This is a genomic window from Mesorhizobium sp. L-8-3 (assembly GCF_016756615.1).
Classification (GTDB): Bacteria; Pseudomonadota; Alphaproteobacteria; order Rhizobiales; family Rhizobiaceae.
Map to the genome: position 1 here is coordinate 6,149,478 of NZ_AP023262.1, position 21,603 is coordinate 6,171,080.

The following is a 21,603-nucleotide window of genomic DNA, read 5'->3' on the forward strand; positions in this document are numbered from 1 at the left end:
GCGCCTATGTTGTCGGTAGCCACGTGGCATTAGACCATTTCGGCACCTAGACTTCAGCGCGAGCGACTCTCATAGATCAAACCGGCGTTGGGATAGTGCAAGTGAGTGAAATCCTTCACCGTCGGATTCAGTGAATTCTCCACCGCCTGAAGGTCGGTAGCTTCAGTGCGGCCTGAAACCGGATCGGCCCGCCCTTCGGCGGGCAGGCGCGTCACGTTGAAATTGTCGTCGGGTTCGGGTGGCGTCTGGTTCTGGATGTACTCCACCCACATCTCGTCGGTCACGTTGCCACGAGTTGTGGTCCAATAGCCCCTCGCCCACAGCTGTTGCCCCCAGCAACGCTTGCGCAAGATCCCGCCAGCAGCCTATGCCAAGTGCGCCCTTTCAGGTGCTGGAACGCACGCGATAACGTTCGGCGCGCCAAAGGGCGCTTCGGCCCGTCATGCCGGCAATGTGCGCGTCCGTGCAGGCTGCACGATCGGAGCCGCGCGCTTCGGCTTCGTCTCCTCGACAGGGCCCTTCGCGGCTGTCCCGGCCTCGAAGGTGACGACGCTGTCGTAGAAGTGCGCCCCGGTGCTCGACCTCGGCGGCTCGGCCTCATGCATCACGCTGATCACGGTGATGCCAGCGCAGTTGACCTTGAGCGCCTGATGGAACGCGACCTTGCCCGCAGGGTCGAGCGCGCCGGTCGCTTCGTCGAGGAACAGAAGATCGGGCTTGTGGAGCAGGATGCGGGCAAGCACGAGTTTCTGCTTCTGGCCGCCGGACAAGACCTGATCCCATGGCCGGCCCTCCCGCGCTTCCTCATCGAGATATTCGATGAATTCGCCGAGGCCGGCCTTGTGAAGGGCGGCAGCCGCGCGCGTCCCGGTATGGCCGTCGGCGTCGTCGGGCAGGCAGACGAGAGCCTTGAGCGAAAGCGGCGGCAGCTTCACCTCCTGAGCGGCATACATCGAGCGCACGCCTTCCGGCAACGCGATGTCACCCCGACCGTAGGGCCACAGGCCGTTGATCGCCTTGAGCAGCGATGTCTTGCCGCATCCGGAAGGTCCCTTCAGGAAGGTCCACTCACCCCGCCGGAAGCGCAGATTGGCGACCGTGAGGAACGGAACCATGTCGTCCCCCTGATGCATCAGTTCGAGCTGCCGGACGGTGAGGCCGAAGACCGCGTGCTGGGTGCTGTACTGGAACTCGGACTGACCGGTGAGACGGTAGAAATCGTCGGGCTTGCGCACATCCTCGATGACCTGGGCCAGATCGGTGACGCGCTTGGCGTTGGCCTTCAGGCTGGCGATCGCCGGCATCACGTGTATGAACCAGGAACATTGCACGATCAGCGAATTGACCAGTTCGGCGCCGGTCACATAGCTCTTCAGGCTGACGCTGCCGTTGGCATAGGGGAGAAGTCCCGGCCCGTAGGCGACGATCCTCGCGGCGACGAAATTGTAGACCAGTTCGAACGACTGGTAGCCGGCATTCACCCAGTTGAGCTTGGACCAGGTGCCGTCGATCTCCCTGTAGAGCCGGCGGTGCATGGCTTTCTGCACCTGCTCGCCGCGCGCGGCCGCGACGTGGAAACTGCGCCGCAAAAGCGTGGTGAGCTCGCCGCGGTAGCTGCCCTCGGCGCGCTGGATGGCGATGTTCAGCCGCTCCAATATGCCGCCGAGCTTGAGGGCGATCAGCGTGTTGACCGGGACGTAGAGAGCGACCGCCGCAAAGGCCAGGGTGGCGCTGCCATAGATGCCGAGGAACTCAAGCCCACCCACCACGGTAGAGGTCTCGATCAGCTTCTGCCCGACGAACAGGAGCGACATGGCCACACCGAAGACGCCCATGGCGAGGCCGATGGCGCCGCCGGTCATGCCCTTGATCGATTCCTGCACGCGCTGATCGACATTGTCAGGTGCGGGCTGCGGCTTTCCCGCGCTGTCCGCCCCGCCGTGCTGGACGTGGAAATGGGTATGGTTGCCGTCGAGAAGCGCCTCGTTGAAGCGCCCGTCCAGCCAGGCACGCCATTTGCGATGCAGCGTGGAAGAGGCCAGGTGGCGGATGGCGATGAGGCCGGCATCCTTCATAAGCACCAGCAGGAACAGCGTACCGGCGCTCGTCAGCAGGTTCTGTAGCGGATCGGTATTCCGCTCCTGATCGTGGAAGAAGGCGATCGCATCGACGAGCTCGCCCGAGGCCTCGGCCATCCACACGCTTGCTTTACTCGCAGCCGCCGTCAGCAAGGCGATGACGACGGTCAGGAACCAGGCTTCCTTCCAACTGTCCGAGAACCAATAGGCTCTCATGAGACCCCAGAAGCTGCGCATCGAGGAAACAGGACTGGAAGGTGGTGGTCGCGTCGCGCTGCGGCGTTTCCCACCAAATAGGCCGAATCGGGCTCCTGCGATCCGTATCCGAATCACTTCACACCCACCCTTGACTATTTTTGTTGTTGGAAGGGTACCCCCCTGATCACAGAATTGCAAAACGTTTTATTTTTGCGTGAGGCCGGACAGGACTTCCAGGACTTTGTCAATCGCCACTTAAGGCCCATGCGGCTTCATCGCGCATCGGCAGATTGGCCGGTCACCTTCATGTCCCGCATCGCCGCCGACCGAGGCCTCTCCATGGGCCTCCACTGATCGGCGAATGCGCGGAGGTAGGAAGGAATTTCCGTCGCGGAGAGGCCGCGGCATCGCGACCTCTCCTGTCGTGGATCAGGCGCCGACCGCCTGGCCGCTCGGCCGTCTCTCGTCCTCGGCATGGCGCCGCTTCCACCAATCGCCCAGGAGCAGCAGGATCGGAGCGGCGATGAAGATGGACGAGGTCGTCGCCACGATCACGCCGAACACCATGGGCAGTGCGAAGTTTTCGACCGCGCTGCCGCCCCAGATCGCCATCGGCAGCATCGAGAGCAGGATCGCCGCCGAAGTGTAGACGCAGCGCGCGAACACCTGGTTGATGCTCATGTCGATCACCTCGCGCAGCGGCATCCTCCTGAAAAGCCGCAGGTTCTCGCGCATTCGGTCGTAGACGACCACCTTGTCGTTGACCGAATAGCCGATGATGGTCAGCAGCGCCGCGATCGCGGTGAGGTTGAAGTCCAGCCCCAGCAGGGCGAAGAAACCGACCGTCTTGGTGGTGTCGAGCACCAGCGTCGCGACGGCGCCGATGGCGAAATTCCATTCGAAACGCCACCATATATAGGCCAGCATGCCGATCGCCGCGAACACCACCGCCATGACGCCGGACTGCGCCAGCTCGCCGCTGACCTTCGGTCCGACGACCTCGGTCTGGTCGAATTTGACGCCGGGATCGAACTTCTCGACCGCCGCCTTGACGGCCGTCACGGCCGCCGTCTGGGCCTGCTCGCCGCCATCCTGCCGCTGTACCCGGATGAGCACGTGGTCTGCATCGCCGATGTTCTGCAGCGCGATCTCACCGAGATCGAGCGTGGCGAGCGTGCCCCGGAGCGAGGCAAGGTCGGCCGGCTGCGAGGTCGTGATCTCGAGCTGGATGCCGCCCTTGAAGTCGATGCCGTAGTTGAGGCCGGGCTTGACGAAGAGCCCGATCGAGGCGAGCGACAGCAGCGCCGAGAGCACGATGCCGAAGAAGCGCGCATTCATGAAGGAGATCGATGTCTTCTCCGGGAAGAACCTGATCAGAGGCTCGATCCGGATGGTCTTCAGCCGGCGCCTGCGCACCACCTCCGTCATCAGCACCTTGACGATGGATATTGCGGTGAACATCGACAGCACCGTGCCGATCATCATGGTCACGGCGAAACCGCGTACCGGTCCCGAGCCGAACATGAAGAGCAGGCTGGTCGCGATCAGCGACGTCACGTTGGCGTCGACAATGGTTGAATATGCGCGCTTGAAGCCGTTGTCGAGCGCGGCAAGGGCGCTCAACCCTCTCTTGGTCTCCTCGCGTATGCGTTCGTTGATGAGGATGTTGGCGTCGACGCCGAAGCCGATGCCCAGGATGATACCGGCTATGCCAGGGAGCGTCAGCGTGCCGCCGATAAGGGTAAGTGCGCTGATCGTCAGGACGAGATGGAGCAGCAGCGCGAAATTGGCGATCATGCCCCATGCGCCGTAAAGCGCGACGATGAACAGCGCGACCAGGGCGAAGCCGGCAGCACCTGCATAGATGCCCATCCTGATGACGTCGCCGCCGAGATCCGGCCCGACCGTGCGCTCCTCGATCACCGTGAGCGGTGCCGGCAGCGCGCCTGCACGCAGCAGCGCCGAAAGCACGACCGTGTCCTGAACCGTGAAATTGCCGCTGATCTGGCCGGTGCCGCCTGATATCGGCTCGCGAATGACGGGCGCCGAAAGCACCTTGCCGTCGAGCACGATGGCAAAGGGGCGGCCGACATTGGCGCTCGTGATTTCGGCGAACTGCCGGGCGCCGGCATTGTCGAACTTGAAGGAGACGATCGGCTCCTGGGTGCGCGGGTCGAAACCGGCGCGCGCGTCGGTCAACCGCTCGCCGTCGAGCGCGACCCGATCCTCGATCGGATAGGTCGCTCCGGTCTTCGCATCGGGCATAGTCGTGACGCCTGCGGGCAGCCTGTCGCCTTGCGGCACATTGGCGACCATGTGGAAGGTCATCTTGGCGGTGCTTCCGAGAAGCTCGCGAAGACGGGTCGGATCCTGAAGGCCCGGAAGCTGCACGAGCAGCCGGTCCGCGCCGACGCGCTGGATGGTCGGCTCGGCCACGCCCACCTGGTCGACGCGCTGGCGCACGATCTCCAGGCTCTGCTGGAGCGCGGAATCGAGACGGGCACGCAACCCGGCCTCCGTCGGGGTCAGCCTTATCTGGTTATCGGTCGAGGTGACGTCGATGTCGGCCGCCGCGGCGCCGAAGCCGACCCCGCCGACGGGCTGCGACAGGCCCTGCAGGAGGCTGAGCGCCTGGGACCGCTGCGCGCCGTCGGCGATGGTCACGACGACGGAGTCGCCGGCCACGCGGGCCGTTTGCGCCGGGATGCGCTTCTTGCGCAAGCTGTCGCGCGCATTGCCGAGCAGCGAGCGCAGCCGGTCGGCCTTCACGGCTGCCGAATCCACCTCCAGCACGAGGTGCGATCCGCCTCGGAGGTCGAGGCCGAGAGTCACCTGTTTCCTGGGAAGCCAATCCGGCAGTGCATCAAGCTGGTTCTGTGTCAGGGCGTTGGGCAGGGCAATGAGAATGCCCGCCAGCACTATGATGGCGTACGTCACCACCAACCATCGGGGGGTCCGCATATTCTGGTCTCACGATATGTCTTCGCCGCATGCTCGAAAGCATGAGGGCGAACGTTCAGTCGGAAGCGCGGCTCCGCGAAGGGGCCACGCCGATCAGGCCTGATCGTGAGAGGTCGGCGGCGCCCGCGCGCCGTAATTGTGGAACGATGAGGAGTTTGGAGCCCGCAGGACGAAAGCTTCGCGGGTGACGTCTGGATCGACATCGGGAAGCAAGGCAACCGCCGGCGGCAGGGCCGTCTTCGTGTCGCCCTCGACCTGAGGCAGCGAGGCCTCGGTGACGCGCCACTCGGCGGTGATGAAGGGCCGGCGCGCAGTCGTCGGCGACGACTGCGGATCGGTGCTGTCGGCGCCGCGCGCGCCCGACGCCTGCGTCGAAGCGGCCGCCCGAACTTCGTCGGTCAGCGGCGTGTGGGCGCCGGCCAGCAACGCGGCCACGCACAGGAAGAACGCCGACAGGAAATCCGTCGCTCGCGTCCTGTATGTCCGGTCCCTTTGCATGGCGATGTCTTTGACCACCAAACGATCCAAGCGGCAAGAGTGAATGCAACGCAGGACGCAGACCCCCACGGCATGGGCCGCCCGTGCATTATTCAAGGCGAAACCACGAGAACACGTCGAATTTCGGACCGGCTGTCGACCCTGCCCAGGCTACTGCGGCGGAGTCAGCTTGCGGGCCCCCGCCCGTTCGATGCCGAGCCGCCGTTCCCGCCAGATGATGAACAGCCCTGCCGCGATCACGATCGCGCCGCCGACCACCATATGGACCGTAGGGACCTCATCGAAAGCGAGGTAGCCGACAATGATGGCAAGGATCATCGAGGTGTATTCGAAGGGCGCGACGGTCGATGCCTCAGCGTAGCGATAGGCTTCGGTCATCAGGATCTGGGCTATGCCGCCGCAAAATCCGGCGGCCACCAGGAAGGCCGCCTGTTCCCCCGATAGCGGCGCCCAGCCGAAAGGCAGCGACAGCAGGCCGGCGACGCTCGCCGACAGCGAAAACCACAGCACGATCGTCGTCGACCTCTCGGTTCGCACCAGGTTGCGGACCAGGAGCAGCGCCACCGCGGAGACGGCCGCGCCGGCCAGGGCGGCCGCGACGCCGATCGCCTCCTGGTTGCTCAGTCCCGATGCCGCGCCGAGCAGCGTCAGCTTGGGCCAGGATACGATGCTGACGCCGATGAGGCCGACGATGACCGCGCTCCAGCGGTAGATGCGGATGGTCTCGCCGAGGAACAGCACGCTGAACACGATCACCAGCAGCGGCTGCGCATAGTTCAGCGTGATCGCCTCGGGAAGCGGCAGCCTCGTCAGGGCGAAGAAGCTGAGAGCCATTGCCGTCACCCCCACGGCGCCGCGCGCGATGTGGTTGAGCGGCCGCTGGGTGGCGAGCGCGAAGCGTAGTTCGCGCTGCCAGCCGAGCATGACCAGGATCGGAAGAATGGCGAAGAAGGAGCGGAAGAAGACGATCTGGCCGGCGGGCAACTGGCCGGCGGCCTTGATGAAGGAGGACATGCCGACGAAGACCGCAACGGAGGCGACCTTCAGCGCAATTGCCCTCAGCGGGCTTCGATCATGGCGGGCCTGACCGGTCTGGGTTTCGGCTGTGTTCATTCCGGCAGGCCGCCGCATGCACGAATGCATGCGGCGTCATCCTCTTGAGGAGAGTCTTCAGATCAGCTCAACCTTCTGATCCGGCTTCACGAATTGCGTTCCAGATGCGCGTCGGCGTGGTCGGCATCTCGATATGGCGAATACCATAGGCGCGATAGAGGGCGTCGGTCACGGCGTTGAGCGCGGCCGGCGTCGCGCCGATCGTCCCGGCCTCGCCGGCCCCCTTGATGCCGAGCGCATTGGTGGTCGACGGCACGTTGCGCGTCTCGAAATGGAATGACGGCACCGTGTCGGCACGCGGCATGGCGTAGTCCATGAAGCTCGCCGTCAGAAGCTGGCCGTCCTCGCCATAGACGGTGCTTTCCGTCAGCGCCTGGCCGATGCCCTGCACCACGCCGCCATGGACCTGGCCGGCGAGCAGGATCGGGTTCACGGTCGCGCCGAAATCGTCGACGATGGTGTAGCGGACGATCTCGGTCTTGCCGGTGTCCGGATCGATCTCGACCTCGCAGATATGGGTGCCGTTCGGATAGGTGCATTCATCCTGAACGAATTCACCGAACCCCTCGATATCGCTCGGCTTCTTTGCCGCCTTGGCGATGTCGGCGAAGCCGATCGACCGGTCCGTGCCGACGATGCGGGCAACCCCGTCGACAAGCTCGATATCGGCGGGCGAAGCCTCCAACTCGTCGGCGGCGATCCTGCGGATCTTCTCCGCCAGGTCCTCGCCGGCGCGGGCCGTCGACACGCCACCCAGCGGGATCGAGCGCGACCCGCCGGTGCCGCCGCCCGACTTCAGCCGGTCGGTGTCGCCCTGATGGACCCTGATCTTCGCAATGTCGAGATTGAGCTTCTCCGAGACGAACTGCGCATAGGCGGTTGCGTGGCCCTGGCCATTGCTCTGGGTGCCGATCGACAATGTCACCGTTCCGTCGGCGTTGAGTTGCAGAAAGGCCGGCTCGGACCCCGGAAAGGCACAGGCCTCGACATAGGTCGCCATGCCGATGCCGCGAATCCTGCCCGCGGCGGCGGCGGCCTTGTACCGTTTCTCGAAGCCGGACCAACCGGCCCGCTCCATCGCCAGCGTCATATGGCCGTCGAACTCGCCGGTGTCGTAAAGCCGGCCGGTGGCGGTGCGATAGGGGAACTGTTCGGGCCGGATGAAGTTGCGGCGCCGGATCTCCTCCACGCCGATGCCGAGTTCGCGCGCGCAGGCATCGACCAGCTTCTCCAGCAGCAGCGCCGCCTCGGGGCGACCTGCGCCGCGATAGGCATCGACCGGGCAGGTGTTGGTGTAGACGCCTGATATCGACACGTCGAGCGCCGGAATGTCGTAGACGCCGGTCGACATGGTCGCGCCGACATAGGGAATGAAGGGGCCATATTGCGAGATATAGGCCCCCAGATTGGCGACCACTCGCACCCTCATGCCGAGGAAGCGGCCGGTCTTGTCCAGCGCCATGTCGGCGCTCACCACATTGTCGCGGCCTTGCGCGTCGGTCAGGAAGTGCTCGGTGCGATCGCCGGCCCATTTGACCGGCTTCTTCAGCCGGGAGGCTGCCTCGATCACCAGCGCATATTCGCGATAGACGAAGCTCTTGGGGCCGAAGCCGCCGCCGACATCGGGGGTGATCACGCGGATCTTGTCGGTCGGCATGCCGAAGACGCCGGCCAGGATCGTCTGCATCGAATGGACGCCCTGCGATCCGGTCGTCAAGACGAAGCGGTTCTCGTCTTCATTCCATTCCGCGATCGCCGAGCGCGGTTCCATATAGTTGCAGACCAGGCGGTTGTTCACGAATTCGACCCGCACGACCTTATCGGCCTTGGCGAAGGCGGTGTCGGTCTTGCCGCGATCGCCCATCTCGTTGAGGAAGGCCCGGTTCGAGCCGAGTTCGGGCCAGACCAGCGGCGTGCCCGCTTCGAGCGCGGTCGCCGTATCCGCCGCCGCATCCTCGGCCTCGTAGTCGATGTCGATCAGTTCGGCGGCATCCTGTGCCTGGGCCCGGCTGTCGGCGACGACGAATGCCACGGCATCACCGACATAGTTCACCCGGTCGCGGCACAGGATCGGAATGTCGCGCGTCGGCGCGCGGGTGCCGTCCGGCTGCTTCTGCATCATGCCGGACCGAAGGTCGCCCAGATGACCCAGATCCGCTCCCGTCAACACCAGATGCACGCCGGGGGCCTTGGCGGCCGCTTCCGTGGAGGCGATGGTGAAGGAGGCTTTCGCCACCGGCGAGCGCAGCACGAAGCCGTGCAACAGGCCATCGGGAGCGATGTCGTCCGTATAGCGGCCCTGGCCGGTGATGAAGGCCAGGTCCTCGACGCGCAACACGGATGCGCCCATCCCGAATTTCGGCGTGACGACGGTCATGCTTGCCTCGCAAATTGGTGGAGAGGATGGGTTGAAATAACCTTGGCAGCAGTTTTGTCGAGGGAATGTTTCGTGTAAAGAGCACCCCTTCGTTTTTGTTGGGCCAGTTGCGGCGTTCCATGAACGCCGGCCCGCCGCAAAGCAAACAGGAAACACCGCATGCGCACCGATACCGGCCAGGTCTTCCGGCTCGAGGACTATCGCCCCAGCGATTACCTCATTCCGTCGATCAGCCTGGACTTTCGTCTCTCGCCGGAGCGCACGGTCGTCGTGGCCGAACTCGATGTCGAGCGCCGGCGGGGTGTGGCCAAGGATGCGCCGCTGCTCCTTGACGGCGACGGCCTGACGCTGAAGCGGCTGGAGATCGACGGCAATGCGCCCGCGGCAACCGATTATGAAGCAACCCCGGACAGCCTCGTCATCTCGAAGCTACCCGCGGCCGGCCGCTTCCGCCTCACCATTGAGACGGAGATCGCGCCTGCGCAGAACCTCGCCCTCATGGGGCTGTACCTTTCCAACGGCGTCTATTGCACGCAGTGCGAGGCCGAGGGCTTCCGGCGCATCACCTATTTCCTGGACCGGCCCGATGTGCTTTCGATCTATACGGTGCGTATCGAGGCTGATGCCGGCCAGGCGCCGCTGCTCCTGTCCAACGGCAATCCGGTCGACAAGGGCAGGCTCGAAGGTGGTCGGCACTATGCCGTCTGGCACGACCCCTTCCCGAAACCCTCCTATCTCTTCGCGCTGGTGGCGGGCGATCTCGGCCGCGTCGGCGACAGCTTCACGACGATGTCGGGCCGCGAGGTCGAGCTCGGCATCTATGTCGAGCACGGCAAGGAAGAGCGCGCGGCCTATGCCATGGACGCGCTCAAACGCTCGATGCGCTGGGACGAGGAGAAATTCGGAAGGGAGTACGACCTCGACGTGTTCAATATCGTCGCGGTCTCGGATTTCAACATGGGGGCCATGGAGAACAAGGGCCTCAACATCTTCAACGACAAATATGTGCTTGCCGATGCAGAAACGGCGACCGACGGCGATTTCGCCAATATCGAGGCGATCATCGCGCATGAATATTTCCACAATTGGACAGGCAACAGAATCACTTGCCGCGACTGGTTCCAGCTCTGCCTCAAGGAGGGGCTGACGGTTTATCGCGACCATGAATTCTCTGCCGACCAGCGTTCGCGGGCTGTGAAGCGCATCGCCGAGGTGCGAACGCTGAGGGCACATCAGTTCCCCGAGGACCAGGGACCGCTCGCCCATCCGGTGCGGCCACGCCGTTACCGCGAGATCAACAACTTCTACACGGCGACCGTCTATGAGAAGGGATCGGAGGTCGTACGCATGATCCATACGATCCTTGGCGCCGACCTGTTCCGCAAGGGCATGGACCTCTATTTCGAGCGCCACGACGGCGAGGCCACGACAGTCGAGAGCTTCCTGAAGGTGTTCGAGGACGTGTCCGGCCGCGACCTCTCCCAGTTCGCCCTGTGGTACCATCAGGCCGGCACGCCCAATCTCGCCGTCAGCGTCAGCCACGATCCGGCCGCGGCCGTGCTCTCCGTCGAGATCGAACAGAACGTACCCCCCACGCCCTCGGAAAGCCGCAAGCGGCTCATGCACATCCCCCTCGCCTTCGGCCTCGTCGGCAACGGTGGAACGGACATCGCCTTCACCGATGTCGACGGCGCCACGATCGAGGATGGGGTGATCCATCTGCGCAAGCGGCGGCACAGCATCCGCTTTTCGGGCGTGGCCGAAAGGCCCGCGCTGTCGATCAATCGCGGCTTCTCCGCGCCGATAACGCTGACCGTCGAGCAGCGGCCGGAGGATCTCTTCTTCCTCGCGCGCCACGACAGCGACACCTTCTCCCGATGGCAGGCCTTCAATACGCTGCTCAGCGACGCGCTGATCACCGCCTTCCGGCAGATCCGCGGCGGCAAGGCGCCGGAATTCTCCGGCGATCTCGCCGGACTGGCGGGAGCCTTCGCCGAGGATGTATCGCTCGAGCCGGCCTATCGCGCGCTCGCCCTGACGCTGCCGGGCGAGGCCGATGTCGCCCGCGAGATCGGGAACAACATCGATCCGGACGCGATCTTCTCGGCGCGCGAAGCACTTGCGCGCCTCATCGCCGACGCCAACGGCGAGGCGTTCGAGCGGCTCTATGCCGCGCTCGACGACGGCGGCTCGTTTTGTCCCGACGCGGCGAGTGCCGGCCGCCGGGCATTGCGCAACGTGCTGCTGGACTATCTTTCGCTGGAGCCCGGCGACACGCGCCGTGCGGCGCGCCAGTTCGAGACGGCGTCCAACATGACAGACCGTGCCGCGGCACTTACCGTGCTCGCCCACCGGCAGCCGGCCACCGACGCCGCCGGCGCCGCGCTGGCGGCATTCGAGAGGCGCTACGCGTCCGACGCGCTCGTGCTCGACAAATGGTTCCAGATCCGCGCCGCGGTGCCGGGTGCCGCGACTGTCGATACCGTTGCTGCGCTTATGCGCCACCCTGCCTTCTCGATGACCAATCCGAACCGCGTGCGTTCGCTCATCGGCACTTTCTCCAGCGCCAACCAGACCAGCTTCCACCGCGCCGACGGCGGCGGCTACGACCTGTTCGTCGACGCCGTGCTGACGGTCGAGCGCAGCAACCCGCAGGTCGCCGCACGGCTCGCCACAGCGCTCCGCTCCTGGCGCTCGCTGGAGCCGGTCCGGCAGGGCAAGGCCCGCGAGGCGCTGCTCGCCATCTCGGAGGCCAAGGACCTGTCGGCGGATCTGCGCGACATTGTGGAGCGCACCCTGGCCTGAAGCCATCGGCGGCCCGACGGACTGCTCACGTCCGCGGGGGGCCCGGTGATCGTTTTCCGACAGTGTCGGGGCCGGTGGAAACGGCCCTGCGAATCAATTTCGTAAAATTTTAGGAATTTGGCTCCCGGGGGTCTGGACAAGCCGAATCACCAGTGATTCTTTGTGGCAGATTCGGAAGTGCGGCGTTGGCCGGATCTTCAACAGAAAATTTCTCGGGGAGCCAGTTATGGCGAATGCGGACGCGTGGAACGCGCCCGGAGGGACGATTTTTGCACGGCGCAGGCCGGGCCGCGAGGCGGGCCCCGCCGGCAACGCAAAGATCATCGCGGCCCCCGCCTATCGGCGGCTGCTGGCGGCAGAGCCGCTACTGCGTCGCTCGATCCCGGCCCTGATCGTCATCTTCCTCGCCGCCGTCGCGGTGGTTCGCTTCATGTCGCTCGCCGCCTCGCATGACGACATCGAGCGCGATGCCAGGGCCGTGCTGGCGCTCGCCTCAGGCGAGCTCGGCAACGGGCTGATGCTGTACGGAGGGGCGTCGGCCGAAGACCTGCTGCTCACCACCGGCCGGCACGGCGGCATGGGGACGCGCCATGTGCTCGCCATCACCGACCGCAACTTCAAGGTCGTCGCGGTCTCCCCGGAAACGTCGGACTGGCACGGCCGGTCGCTGGAAGCCCTTTTGAGCGGCGGTCAGCCGCTTTTCATGTTCGGCGAACGCGCCGGCGTCATCGATGTCCGGATCGGCGGTGAGGACTGGTTCGCCGCGCTCACCATCGCCGATGACCGCCGGGGCGCGGCCGCCGCCCTCGTCTCGAAGGAGGCAGTCTTCGCCGAATGGCGCAAGACGGTTTCGCTGAACGTGACGCTGTTCGTGCTGACAGCCGGCGTCCTGCTCATCATCCTCTACGCCTATTTCAGCCAGGCCGCGCGCGCGCAGGCCGCCGACCGGATCTATCTGGAGGCTCATCAGCGCATCGACCTCGCGCTGGTGCGCGGCCGCTGCGGCCTGTGGGACTGGGACATGGTGCGCGGCAGGATGTACTGGTCGCAGTCTATGTACGACCTGCTTGGCTACGAGCACAGCGAGAAGATGCTGTCCTTCGGCGAGGTGGCCGAGATCATCCATCCCGACGACGGTGACCTGTTCGACCTCGCCAATCGCATCGTGTCGCGCGAGACCGACCATATCGACCAGGTCTTCCGCATGCGGCACGCCGCCGGCCACTGGGTCTGGATGCGGGCCCGCGCCCAGGTCGTGGATCCCGAGGCCCCCGAAATCCAGCTCATCGGCATCGCCGTCGACATCACCGAGCAGCGCCATCTCGCGCTGCGCTCGGAAGCGGCGGATCTTCGCCTGCGCACGGCGATCGAGAACATCACGGAATCCTTCGTGTTGTGGGACGCCGCCCAGCGCCTGATCATGTGCAACAGCAAGTACCAGCAGGACAGCGGGCTGGCCGACCGCGATGTCATTCCCGGTTCGCCGCGCGACGCGATCGAGGCGCGCATGACCGCCCTGGTGTCGGAGCGGCGGCTTGCCGGCGGGTCGAGCGGCGTCTCGACCTATGAACGGCAGCTCGCCGACGGCCGCTGGCTGCAGGTGACCGAGCTCAAGACCCGCGACGGCGGCACCGTTTCGGTCGGCAGCGACATCACCCAGCTGAAGCAGCATCAGGAAAAACTGGTCGACAGCGAGCGCCGCCTGATGGCCACCATTCACGACCTGAGCCTCGCCAGGAAGGCGGAAGAAGAGCGTGCCCGGGAGCTTTCCGAGCTCAACCGCAAATATATGAAGGAGACGGAGCGCGCCGAGGCGGCAAACCGCGCCAAGTCGGAATTCCTGGCCAATATGTCGCACGAGCTGCGCACGCCGCTCAACGCCATCATCGGCTTCTCGGAACTGATGAGTTCGGGCCTTTTCGGCCCGCTCGGCTCGGATAAATACGAGGAGTATTCGCGCGACATCAATTCCAGCGGCACATATCTGCTCAACGTGATCAACGACATCCTCGACATGTCCAAGATCGAGGCCGGGCAGTTTTCCATCGACAGCGAGGAGATCGACCTCTGCCCGCTGATCCACGAGACCGTGCGGGTGATCTCGCTGCAGGCCGCCGGCAAGTCGATCACCGTCGAGACCGAGATCGCCGATACGATGCAGCTCTACGCCGACCGGCGCGCCATCAAGCAGATCGTCATCAACCTCCTGTCCAACGCCGTGAAGTTCACCGGCCATGGGGGCAGCATCACGGTCAGGGCGCGCAATGTCGCCGGGGCCATGATGCTGTCGATCGAGGACACCGGCTGCGGCATACCGCGCGAGGCCCTGAGCAAGCTCGGCCGGCCGTTCGAGCAGGTGCAGAACCAGTTCTCGAAGAACCACACCGGCTCGGGCCTCGGTCTGGCAATATCGCGCTCGCTGGCCGAACTGCATGGCGGGGCGCTCAAGATCCGCTCCACCGAAGGCGTCGGCACGATCGTCTCCGTCCGGATCCCGGCGCGCCGGCCGTTGAAGCAAGCGGCCTGAACGGCCGCTCGCCTTACTTCACGCGCCTGCCGCGCAGAAGAAGGTCGAAATCCTCCCTCACCCTTCGCGCCGTCTCCTCGACATGTGCCTCGAGTACGGCGAAGTCGGGAAGATCGGTGACGCCGAGCAGGAGGTCGGCGAGGCCCGGCGGAACGTCGTCCCGCTCGAAGGCGCCCGTCAGGCAGAGGCGGATGATCTGCGTCAGTGCCGAATAGAGGTGATGCGCGTCGACCAGTTCCTGGCGCAACTGCGCGTCGGCAAAAGCCGGATCGAGATGCGAAAGGACCTCCGCGGTACCCGTCGTCCGGCCAGCGCCGGTGGCCTGACCAGTCAGGGCTGCATATTGCGCGATGAATTCCAGGTCGATCAGCCCGCCGGGCACGAGCTTCAGGTCCCAAAGGTCGCGCGGCGGCTTCTCCTCCTCGATCAGCGCCCGCATGTCGGAGGCCTCTTTCGCGATCTTGGCCTTGTCACGCGGCAGCGCCAGGATCTGGCACACCTCGTCTTCGATATCCTGCGCGAGGTTTTCATCGCCGGCCACGGGCCGGGCCCGCGTCAGTGCCATGTGCTCCCAGGTCCAGGCGTCCTGCCGCTGGTATTTGCGGAAGGCATCGATATGGGTCGCGACCGGGCCCTTGTTGCCCGACGGCCGCAGCCTGAGGTCCAGCTCGTAAAGAACGCCTTCCGCCGTCGGCGCCGACACAGCGGCGATCAGGCGCTGCGTCAACCGCGAGAAATAATGCGACGGCGCCATGGGCTTGTCGCCGTCCGACTCCTCGGCGTCGGCGTCATGATCGTAAAGCAGGATCAGATCGACATCGGAGCCGGCGGTGAGCTCGCGGCTGCCGAGCTTGCCCATGCCCAGGATGACGGCTCTCGCACCCTTCACTTTGCCGTGGCGCCTAGCGAATTCCCTCGTCACGGCGTCGAAGGCCGCGCCGATCGTCAGGTCGGCCAGGTCGGAGAAGGCCTTGCCGGCGCGCGTCGCGTCGATCGCGCCGGTCAACAGCCTGACGCCTATGAGGAACTTCTGCTCCGATGTAAATATCCGAAGCCGGTCGAGCACATCCTCGTGCTGCACCGTGCCCTCCAGAAAAGCTGCGAGCCGGGCCGAGAGATAGGGCTTGTCAGGCAACTCCGACATGCGCAGCGGGTCGAGCAGCCCGTCGAAGACATGCGGCCTGCGCGTGATGATGCCGGCGAGCCGCGGGGCCGCGCCCATGATGGTGGCGATCATCTTCAGCAGTCCGGGATTGGACTGCAACAGCGAGAAGAGCTGGATGCCGGCCGGCAGCCCGGCAAGGAACTCGTCGAAGCGGACGATGGCCTCGTCCGCCCGCCGGGTCTGGCCGAATGCCTCCAGCAGCGCCGGGGTGAGCTCGGTCAGACGCTCCCGCGCCTCGGCCGAGCGCGTCGCCCGATAACGACCGAAATGCCAGGTCCGGATGACCCGGCAGATGTCGCTCGGGCGCTTGAAGCCGAGATTGTGCAGCGTCTGCAACGTGTCCGGATCGTCGACATCGCCGGTGAAGACGAGATTGCCGACACCGGCCGAAAGCTGCGGCGCGGTCTCGAACAGCGCCGCATAATGCTGTTCGACCAGATGCAGCGACTGGCGGAACACGTCGGAGAAGGCGGCCGCGCCGTCATAGCCGAGCAGTCGAGCGATGCGCTCCAGCCCCTCGTCTTCCTCCGGCAGCGTATGGCTCTGCTCGTCGGCCACCATCTGCACGGCATGCTCGACGCTGCGCAGGAACCAGTATTGCCTGGTGAGTGCGTCGCGCGCTTCCGCCGTGATCCAGCCCCGCGCAGCGAGTTCGGCCAGCATCAAAACGGTTTCGCGCCGGCGCAGTTCGGGGAAGCGCCCGCCCGCGATCAGCTGCTGTGTCTGCACGAAGAACTCGATCTCGCGGATGCCGCCCCGGCCGAGCTTGACGTTGTGGCCCTTGACCGCGATCTCGCCGTGACCCTTGTGCGCATGAATCTGCCGCTTGATCGAATGGATGTCGGCGATCGCCGCATAATCCAGATATTTGCGCCAGACATAGGGCTGCAGTTCCTTCAGGAAGCGCTCGCCGGCGGCGAGGTCGCCGGCGACCGGCCGCGCCTTGATCATGGCGGCCCGCTCCCAGTTCTGGCCTCTTGCCTCGTAGTAGTTCAGCGCGGCCAGCACCGGGATGGCGAGCGGCGTCGAGCCGGGATCGGGCCTGAGCCTGAGATCGGTGCGGAACACATAGCCGGCATCGGTCCGGTCCTGCAGGATGCGGACGAGCCGGCGCGTCAGCCGCGCGAAGAGATCGCTCGCTTCGTAGGGGTCGCGGATCGCCGGGGCATCCGGATCGAAGAACACGACGAGATCGATGTCGGAGGAGAAGTTGAGCTCATGGGCGCCGAGCTTGCCCATGCCCAGCAGGATCCAGCCGGAGCCTTCCGACGGCCGCTCGGGATCGGGCAGCGCGAGCTTGCCGTTGAAGTGTGCGTCCCGCAGCAGGAAGGCCACGGCCGCCGTCACGCAGCGATCGGCGAGATCGCTCAACCGGCGCACAGTCGTCTCCGTCTCGACCTCGCCCGCCAGTTCCGACAGCGCGATCAGGAAATGCGCTTCCGTCTTCAGCGCGCGCAAGGCGGACATCAATGCCGCTTCGGTTACCTCCGCAGCGAACGGCGCCCTTGCGATGGCCTCCGCGATCGCGTCCAGCCTCTGCCCGGTGGTCTCGTCGAACAGCCGGTCCAGCATCTGGGGACGCCTGCGCGCGCAGTCGCGCAGGAAGAAGGAGAGGTTGAAGGCGGCGCCGAGGAAATCCTGCAGGACGCCCTTTGCGGCAAGCAGCTTCGCGAGCCTCGGCAGGTCCGCCTCCCTGGCCACCGCCGACAGCTCGGCAAGCGCGCCGCGGGCCTCGTCGAGATCGAGGGGCCTAAGCACCCGTGCCGGTCCGCCGAACCAGCCAAGATCCGTCTTTCCTATCGCCTTTTCAGCGCTCATCCGTCACCCTTGCGTCCCGGGAAATGCCATGGTGACAGATAATCCCGGATCGCGGGGGGAAAGATCAAGTCGTCCGCGGTGGAACTTCATCACGGCCTTGGCGAGGCTCAGTCCAAGGCCGGAGCCCGGCTGCGAGCGGCTCTTCTCCAGCCGCACGAATCGTTCGGTCGCGCGCTGCCGGTCCGCATCGTCAGGGATTCCAGGGCCGTCGTCGGACACCGTCAGGCGAATCTCCCCGTCGACGCGATCGAGGCAGACGGCTACCTTGGGCTTGCGATCGGGGGCGGACGAGTATTTGATCGCGTTGTCGACGACGTTCGAGAGCGACTGCGCGATCAGCTCGCGGTTGCCGGCGACGACCTGCGGTCCGCCGATTTCGGCGTCGAGCGTTACGCCGCTCTCCTCGGCGACCGGCTCGTAAAGTTCGACCACGTCCCGCACCAGATCGACGAGGTCGACCTTCGAGACCGTCTCTGAGGAATAGCCGGCTTCGAGCCGCGAGATCATCAGGATCGCGTTGAAGGTGCGGATGAGTTGATCCGATTCGGCGATCGTGCGCTCCAGCGCCTCGCGATACTCGGCCGGCTCGCTCGCTTTGGCCAGTGCCGCCTCGGCGCGGTTGCGCAACCGCGTCAGCGGCGTCTTCAGGTCGTGGGCGATGTTGTCGGAGACCTGCTTCAGCCCCTCGTTGAGGCTGGCGATCCTGGTCAGCATCATGTTGAGGTTTTCGGAGAGCCGGTCGAACTCGTCGCCCGCACCGCTCACCGGCAGCCTGCCCGCGAGGTCGCCGCCCATGATGCGAGCGCTCGCCGCCGATATGCTGTCGATGCGCTTCAGCGCCCTGCGCCCGACCAGAAACCAGATCGCCAGGCCGCCCAGGCTCATCATGCCGAGCGCCACCATCAAGGCGCGCCGCACCACGTCGCGGAAGCGCTCGGGCTCGCCGAGGTCGCGTCCGACGAGCACGATCATCTGATTGGGCAGCCGCAGCACGAGAGCGATGGCATCGTGTCCGGTCTCGCCGGCACGCGTCACCCTGTCGCCGCCGGCCCGTTCCTGGGCGCCCGCGTCACCGTAGCGCTGATAGGCGAACGGGCGCCCCGTCCAACCCTCGGCCGCAAGTACGCCGGGCGCCAGGCTTTCGACATTGCCGGACAGGATGCGCCCGTTCGGATCGGCGATCAGATAGAGATTGGCGCCGGGCTGCCGGGCGCGCCGCTCGATCGTGCGGACCAGAAGAGGCAGACCGCCTCTCTGATAGGCTGCGACGAGTCCCTGCACCTCTTCGTTGATCGTCTCCTGCGTCTGCACCGTCAGCATTCGCACCGACAGCGACGTCATGTAGAAGACCAGGAAGATCGCGCAAATGCCGAACAGCAGGAAATAGAGCGCCGACAGACGCGCGGCGGTCGTCTTCATGATGGAGGTAAGGGTGTGCCACATGTCAGGGTGCCATGCGGCCCGACCGCGAGTCTCTCCCGACGGCGAAGCCGGACCGCGTCACGCTCTAGGCCTTCAGCATGTAGCCGGCGCCGCGGATCGTGTGGAGGATCGCACTGTCGAAACCCTTCTCGATCTTGCCCCTCAGCCGCGAGACGTGAACGTCGATGACATTGGTCTGCGGATCGAAGTGATAGTCCCACACATTCTCGAGGAGCATGGTGCGGGTGACCACCCGCCCGGCATTGCGCATCAGATATTCGAGCAGGCGGAATTCGCGCGGCTGGAGGATGATCTCCCGGCCGGCGCGCTTCACCGTATGCGAGAGCCGGTCGAGCTCGAGGTCCCCGGTCCGGTAGACCGTCTCGACCTCCTTGGATCCGCCGCGGCGGTTGAGCACCTCGGCGCGCGCCAGCAGTTCGGAGAAGGCAAAGGGCTTGGTCAGATAGTCGTCGCCGCCGGCGCGCAGGCCGGTCACCCGGTCGTCGACCTCGCCCAGGGCAGACAGGATGAGCACCGGCGTCTTGTTGCCGCGCGAGCGCAGATCGGCGATGACCGAAAGACCGTCGCGACGCGGCAGCATGCGATCGACGATCATCACGTCGTAGTCGCCGGCATCGGCCATGGCGAATCCGGTCTCGCCATCGGCGGCCTGATGGGCCGTATGGCCGGCCTCATCGAAGGCCTTGACCATGTAATCCGCAGCCTCACGGTCGTCTTCGATGACAAGAATCTTCATGAACCCGTTATACGCGAAATCCGGATCGGTGGAGACGTGGGGTTCCATGTTCAGCTCCAGTCACGTGCAGCGTCAAGCACCCTTTGTGCCCGACACGAATGCGGCAGCAGGTGTCGGACACCTGCTGCCGCCGGAACCGGCACGAAACTGACATAGCACCGGCTCCGGGGCTCTCGCGGCAGGCGGCAGCTCTTGAGGGCTGGGACCGCGAAAACCGCGAGCGCCGTTGCTTGATCAGCCCTTGGCGACCGGCAGGGCCACGAAGCGGCTGGTATCGTCGCGCATGATCTGCACGAGCACCGCCTTGCGTCCGGACTTGGCCGCGTCGGCGACCGCCGCCGTGACCTCGTCGCTGTTCGAGACGTCCCTGGAATTGACCGCGACGATCACGTCGCCCGGCTGGATGCCGCGATCGGCGGCGTCGCTGCCCGGCTCCACGTCGGTCACGACCACCCCCTTGCCGTCCTCGGCGCGGGTGACGGTCAGGCCGAGATCCTCGAGCGCGTTGGCGTCCTGAGGCGCCGTCTGCTCGGCCTTCGCCTGCTTGTCGGAGCCCGGCAGCGTGCCGAGGTCGACCTTGACGGTCTCCGACTTGCCGTCCCGCCACAGCGTGACCTCGACGCTCTTGCCGGGCTGGATGGCGCCGATGATGCGGGCCAGTTCGCGCGGCGAAGCCACTTCCTTGCCGTCGACGGAGGTGATCACGTCACCGGCGGCGATGCCGGCCTTCTTGCCTGGACCGTCGTCCTCGGTCTGGGAGACGAGCGCGCCCTTCTCCGACTTCAGGCCGAGCGATTCGGCGATATCCTTGTTGACCGGCTGGATGTGAACGCCGAGCCAGCCGCGCTGGACCGTGCCGTCACGCATCAGGTCGCCCACGACTTCGCGTACCGTCGAGGCGGGGATGGCGAAGGCAATGCCGACATTGCCGCCCGAGGGCGAGAAGATCGCCGTGTTGACGCCCACGACCTCGCCATTGAGGTTGAAGGCCGGACCGCCCGAATTGCCGCGGTTCACCGCCGCGTCGATCTGGATGAAATCGTCATAGGGGCCGGCGCCGATATCGCGGCCGCGAGCCGAGACGATGCCGGCAGTCACGGTGCCGCCGAGGCCGAACGGATTGCCGACCGCGACCACCCAGTCGCCGACGCGGACCTTCGCATCGTCGGCGAAGTCGACATAGGTATGCTTGTTGCCGTCATCGACCTTGAGCACGGCGAGATCCGTGCGCGGATCGGTGCCGATGAGCTTGGCGTCGAGTTCCTTGCCGTCATTGGTGACGACGGTGAACTCCGTGCCGCCCTCGACCACATGGTTGTTGGTCACCAGATAGCCGTCCTCGGAGATGAAGAAGCCGGAACCCTGGGAGACGGGACGCGGAGAGCCGTCGCGGCGGTCGCGACGGAAGCGGCGCTCGCCATCGCGATCGCCGTCACCGCGGAACTCGCGGAAGAAGCGCTTGAGCGGATGCCCATCGGGCAGGCTGTCGAAACCCTGCGGTCCGGAGAAAAAGCCGGAACCGTCGTCCGAAGCGCCCTCGAACTTGGCCTTGACGCGGACGCTGACGACCGCCGGGCTGACCTGCTCGACGACATCGGAGAAGCTCGGCACCTGCGGGGCGTCGACGCGGACCGGATCGGCGAAGACGGGAACGGTTCCCGACGTGACGGCTCCGAGGCCGATTGCCCCGGCCACGGCGACCGAAGCGGCCGCGGCCAGCAGACGCTTGCGGGTGCCCGAGCTGGAATTGGATTGAAGGTTCATTGCGCTCTGTCCTCTTGTGGCTGAAGGGATGCGTCTTGGGGGCATCCGCTGCAGCCAGAAATAGATAGCGTCACATTACGGCGTCATTGCCGCGGGATGAAACTTTCGTAATGTTGGCTA

Annotated in this window: 12 protein-coding genes and 1 pseudogene; 2 read left to right on the top strand and 11 right to left on the bottom strand. The window is 65.5% G+C overall.

The features are described 5' to 3' along the window. Window positions 1-53: 53 nt before the first annotated feature. The 7 genes and pseudogenes from JN302_RS39280 to JN302_RS28620 all read right to left on the bottom strand — a co-directional run bounded on the left by JN302_RS39280 (window position 54) and on the right by JN302_RS28620 (window position 9,225). Window positions 54-284 (bottom strand): hypothetical protein, encoded by a 231-nt coding sequence (locus JN302_RS39280; protein WP_244846798.1) that lies wholly within the window; start codon window positions 282-284, stop codon window positions 54-56. 9 nt (window positions 285-293) lie between these two features. Beyond that, a pseudogene (locus JN302_RS40045) lies at window positions 294-350 on the bottom strand (IS200/IS605 family transposase); the annotation flags it as partial. Between the two features lie 90 nt (window positions 351-440). Continuing rightward, window positions 441-2,315, bottom strand: coding sequence for an ABC transporter ATP-binding protein/permease (locus JN302_RS28600; RefSeq protein ID WP_202329960.1), 1,875 nt, complete (start codon window positions 2,313-2,315; stop codon window positions 441-443). Window positions 2,316-2,705: 390 nt separating this feature from the next. Further along, window positions 2,706-5,237 carry a protein translocase subunit SecD gene (gene secD / locus JN302_RS28605; RefSeq protein ID WP_202329961.1) on the bottom strand — a complete coding sequence of 844 codons (2,532 nt, stop codon included), beginning with the start codon at window positions 5,235-5,237 and terminating at the stop codon, window positions 2,706-2,708. A 93-nt stretch (window positions 5,238-5,330) separates the two neighbouring features. Then, window positions 5,331-5,753 carry a hypothetical protein gene (locus JN302_RS28610; RefSeq protein WP_202329962.1) on the bottom strand — a complete coding sequence of 141 codons (423 nt, stop codon included), beginning with the start codon at window positions 5,751-5,753 and terminating at the stop codon, window positions 5,331-5,333. 132 nt (window positions 5,754-5,885) lie between these two features. After that, on the bottom strand, window positions 5,886-6,848 hold the full coding sequence (locus JN302_RS28615) for a DMT family transporter (RefSeq protein ID WP_202329963.1): 963 nt from the start codon (window positions 6,846-6,848) through the stop codon (window positions 5,886-5,888). A gap of 67 nt (window positions 6,849-6,915) precedes the next feature. Further along, window positions 6,916-9,225, bottom strand: a complete 2,310-nt coding sequence (locus JN302_RS28620) for a xanthine dehydrogenase family protein molybdopterin-binding subunit (protein WP_202329964.1) — start codon at window positions 9,223-9,225, stop codon at window positions 6,916-6,918. Window positions 9,226-9,384: 159 nt separating this feature from the next. On the opposite strand from JN302_RS28620, the gene pepN reads away from it, so the two are divergent. Continuing rightward, window positions 9,385-12,030: an aminopeptidase N gene (gene pepN, locus JN302_RS28625; RefSeq protein WP_202329965.1), complete on the top strand. Its 2,646-nt coding sequence runs from the start codon at window positions 9,385-9,387 to the stop codon at window positions 12,028-12,030. 226 nt (window positions 12,031-12,256) lie between these two features. Next, window positions 12,257-14,557 carry a PAS domain-containing sensor histidine kinase gene (locus JN302_RS28630; protein WP_202307590.1) on the top strand — a complete coding sequence of 767 codons (2,301 nt, stop codon included), beginning with the start codon at window positions 12,257-12,259 and terminating at the stop codon, window positions 14,555-14,557. Between the two features lie 13 nt (window positions 14,558-14,570). On the opposite strand, the gene JN302_RS28635 is transcribed toward JN302_RS28630, so the two are convergent. The 4 genes from JN302_RS28635 to JN302_RS28650 form a co-directional block, all read right to left on the bottom strand. Continuing rightward, window positions 14,571-17,540 (bottom strand): bifunctional [glutamine synthetase] adenylyltransferase/[glutamine synthetase]-adenylyl-L-tyrosine phosphorylase, encoded by a 2,970-nt coding sequence (locus tag JN302_RS28635; protein WP_202329966.1) that lies wholly within the window; start codon window positions 17,538-17,540, stop codon window positions 14,571-14,573. A 3-nt stretch (window positions 17,541-17,543) separates the two neighbouring features. Then, on the bottom strand, window positions 17,544-18,983 hold the full coding sequence (locus tag JN302_RS28640) for a sensor histidine kinase (RefSeq protein WP_202329967.1): 1,440 nt from the start codon (window positions 18,981-18,983) through the stop codon (window positions 17,544-17,546). A 64-nt stretch (window positions 18,984-19,047) separates the two neighbouring features. Further along, window positions 19,048-19,719, bottom strand: coding sequence for a response regulator transcription factor (locus tag JN302_RS28645; RefSeq protein ID WP_202334477.1), 672 nt, complete (start codon window positions 19,717-19,719; stop codon window positions 19,048-19,050). A gap of 234 nt (window positions 19,720-19,953) precedes the next feature. Beyond that, on the bottom strand, window positions 19,954-21,483 hold the full coding sequence (locus JN302_RS28650; protein ID WP_202307594.1) for a Do family serine endopeptidase: 1,530 nt from the start codon (window positions 21,481-21,483) through the stop codon (window positions 19,954-19,956). Window positions 21,484-21,603: the final 120 nt, after the last annotated feature.

Coding starts and splice junctions, on each gene's coding strand:
- JN302_RS28600 (WP_202329960.1), bottom strand. CDS start 2,315: ATGCGCAGCTTCTGGGGTCTCATGAGAGCCTATTGGTTCTCGGACAGT.
- secD (WP_202329961.1), bottom strand. CDS start 5,237: ATGCGGACCCCCCGATGGTTGGTGGTGACGTACGCCATCATAGTGCTG.
- JN302_RS28615 (WP_202329963.1), bottom strand. CDS start 6,848: ATGAACACAGCCGAAACCCAGACCGGTCAGGCCCGCCATGATCGAAGC.
- JN302_RS28620 (WP_202329964.1), bottom strand. CDS start 9,225: ATGACCGTCGTCACGCCGAAATTCGGGATGGGCGCATCCGTGTTGCGC.
- pepN (WP_202329965.1), top strand. CDS start 9,385: ATGCGCACCGATACCGGCCAGGTCTTCCGGCTCGAGGACTATCGCCCC.
- JN302_RS28630 (WP_202307590.1), top strand. CDS start 12,257: ATGGCGAATGCGGACGCGTGGAACGCGCCCGGAGGGACGATTTTTGCA.
- JN302_RS28635 (WP_202329966.1), bottom strand. CDS start 17,540: ATGAGCGCTGAAAAGGCGATAGGAAAGACGGATCTTGGCTGGTTCGGC.
- JN302_RS28640 (WP_202329967.1), bottom strand. CDS start 18,983: ATGTGGCACACCCTTACCTCCATCATGAAGACGACCGCCGCGCGTCTG.
- JN302_RS28645 (WP_202334477.1), bottom strand. CDS start 19,719: ATGAAGATTCTTGTCATCGAAGACGACCGTGAGGCTGCGGATTACATG.
- JN302_RS28650 (WP_202307594.1), bottom strand. CDS start 21,483: ATGAACCTTCAATCCAATTCCAGCTCGGGCACCCGCAAGCGTCTGCTG.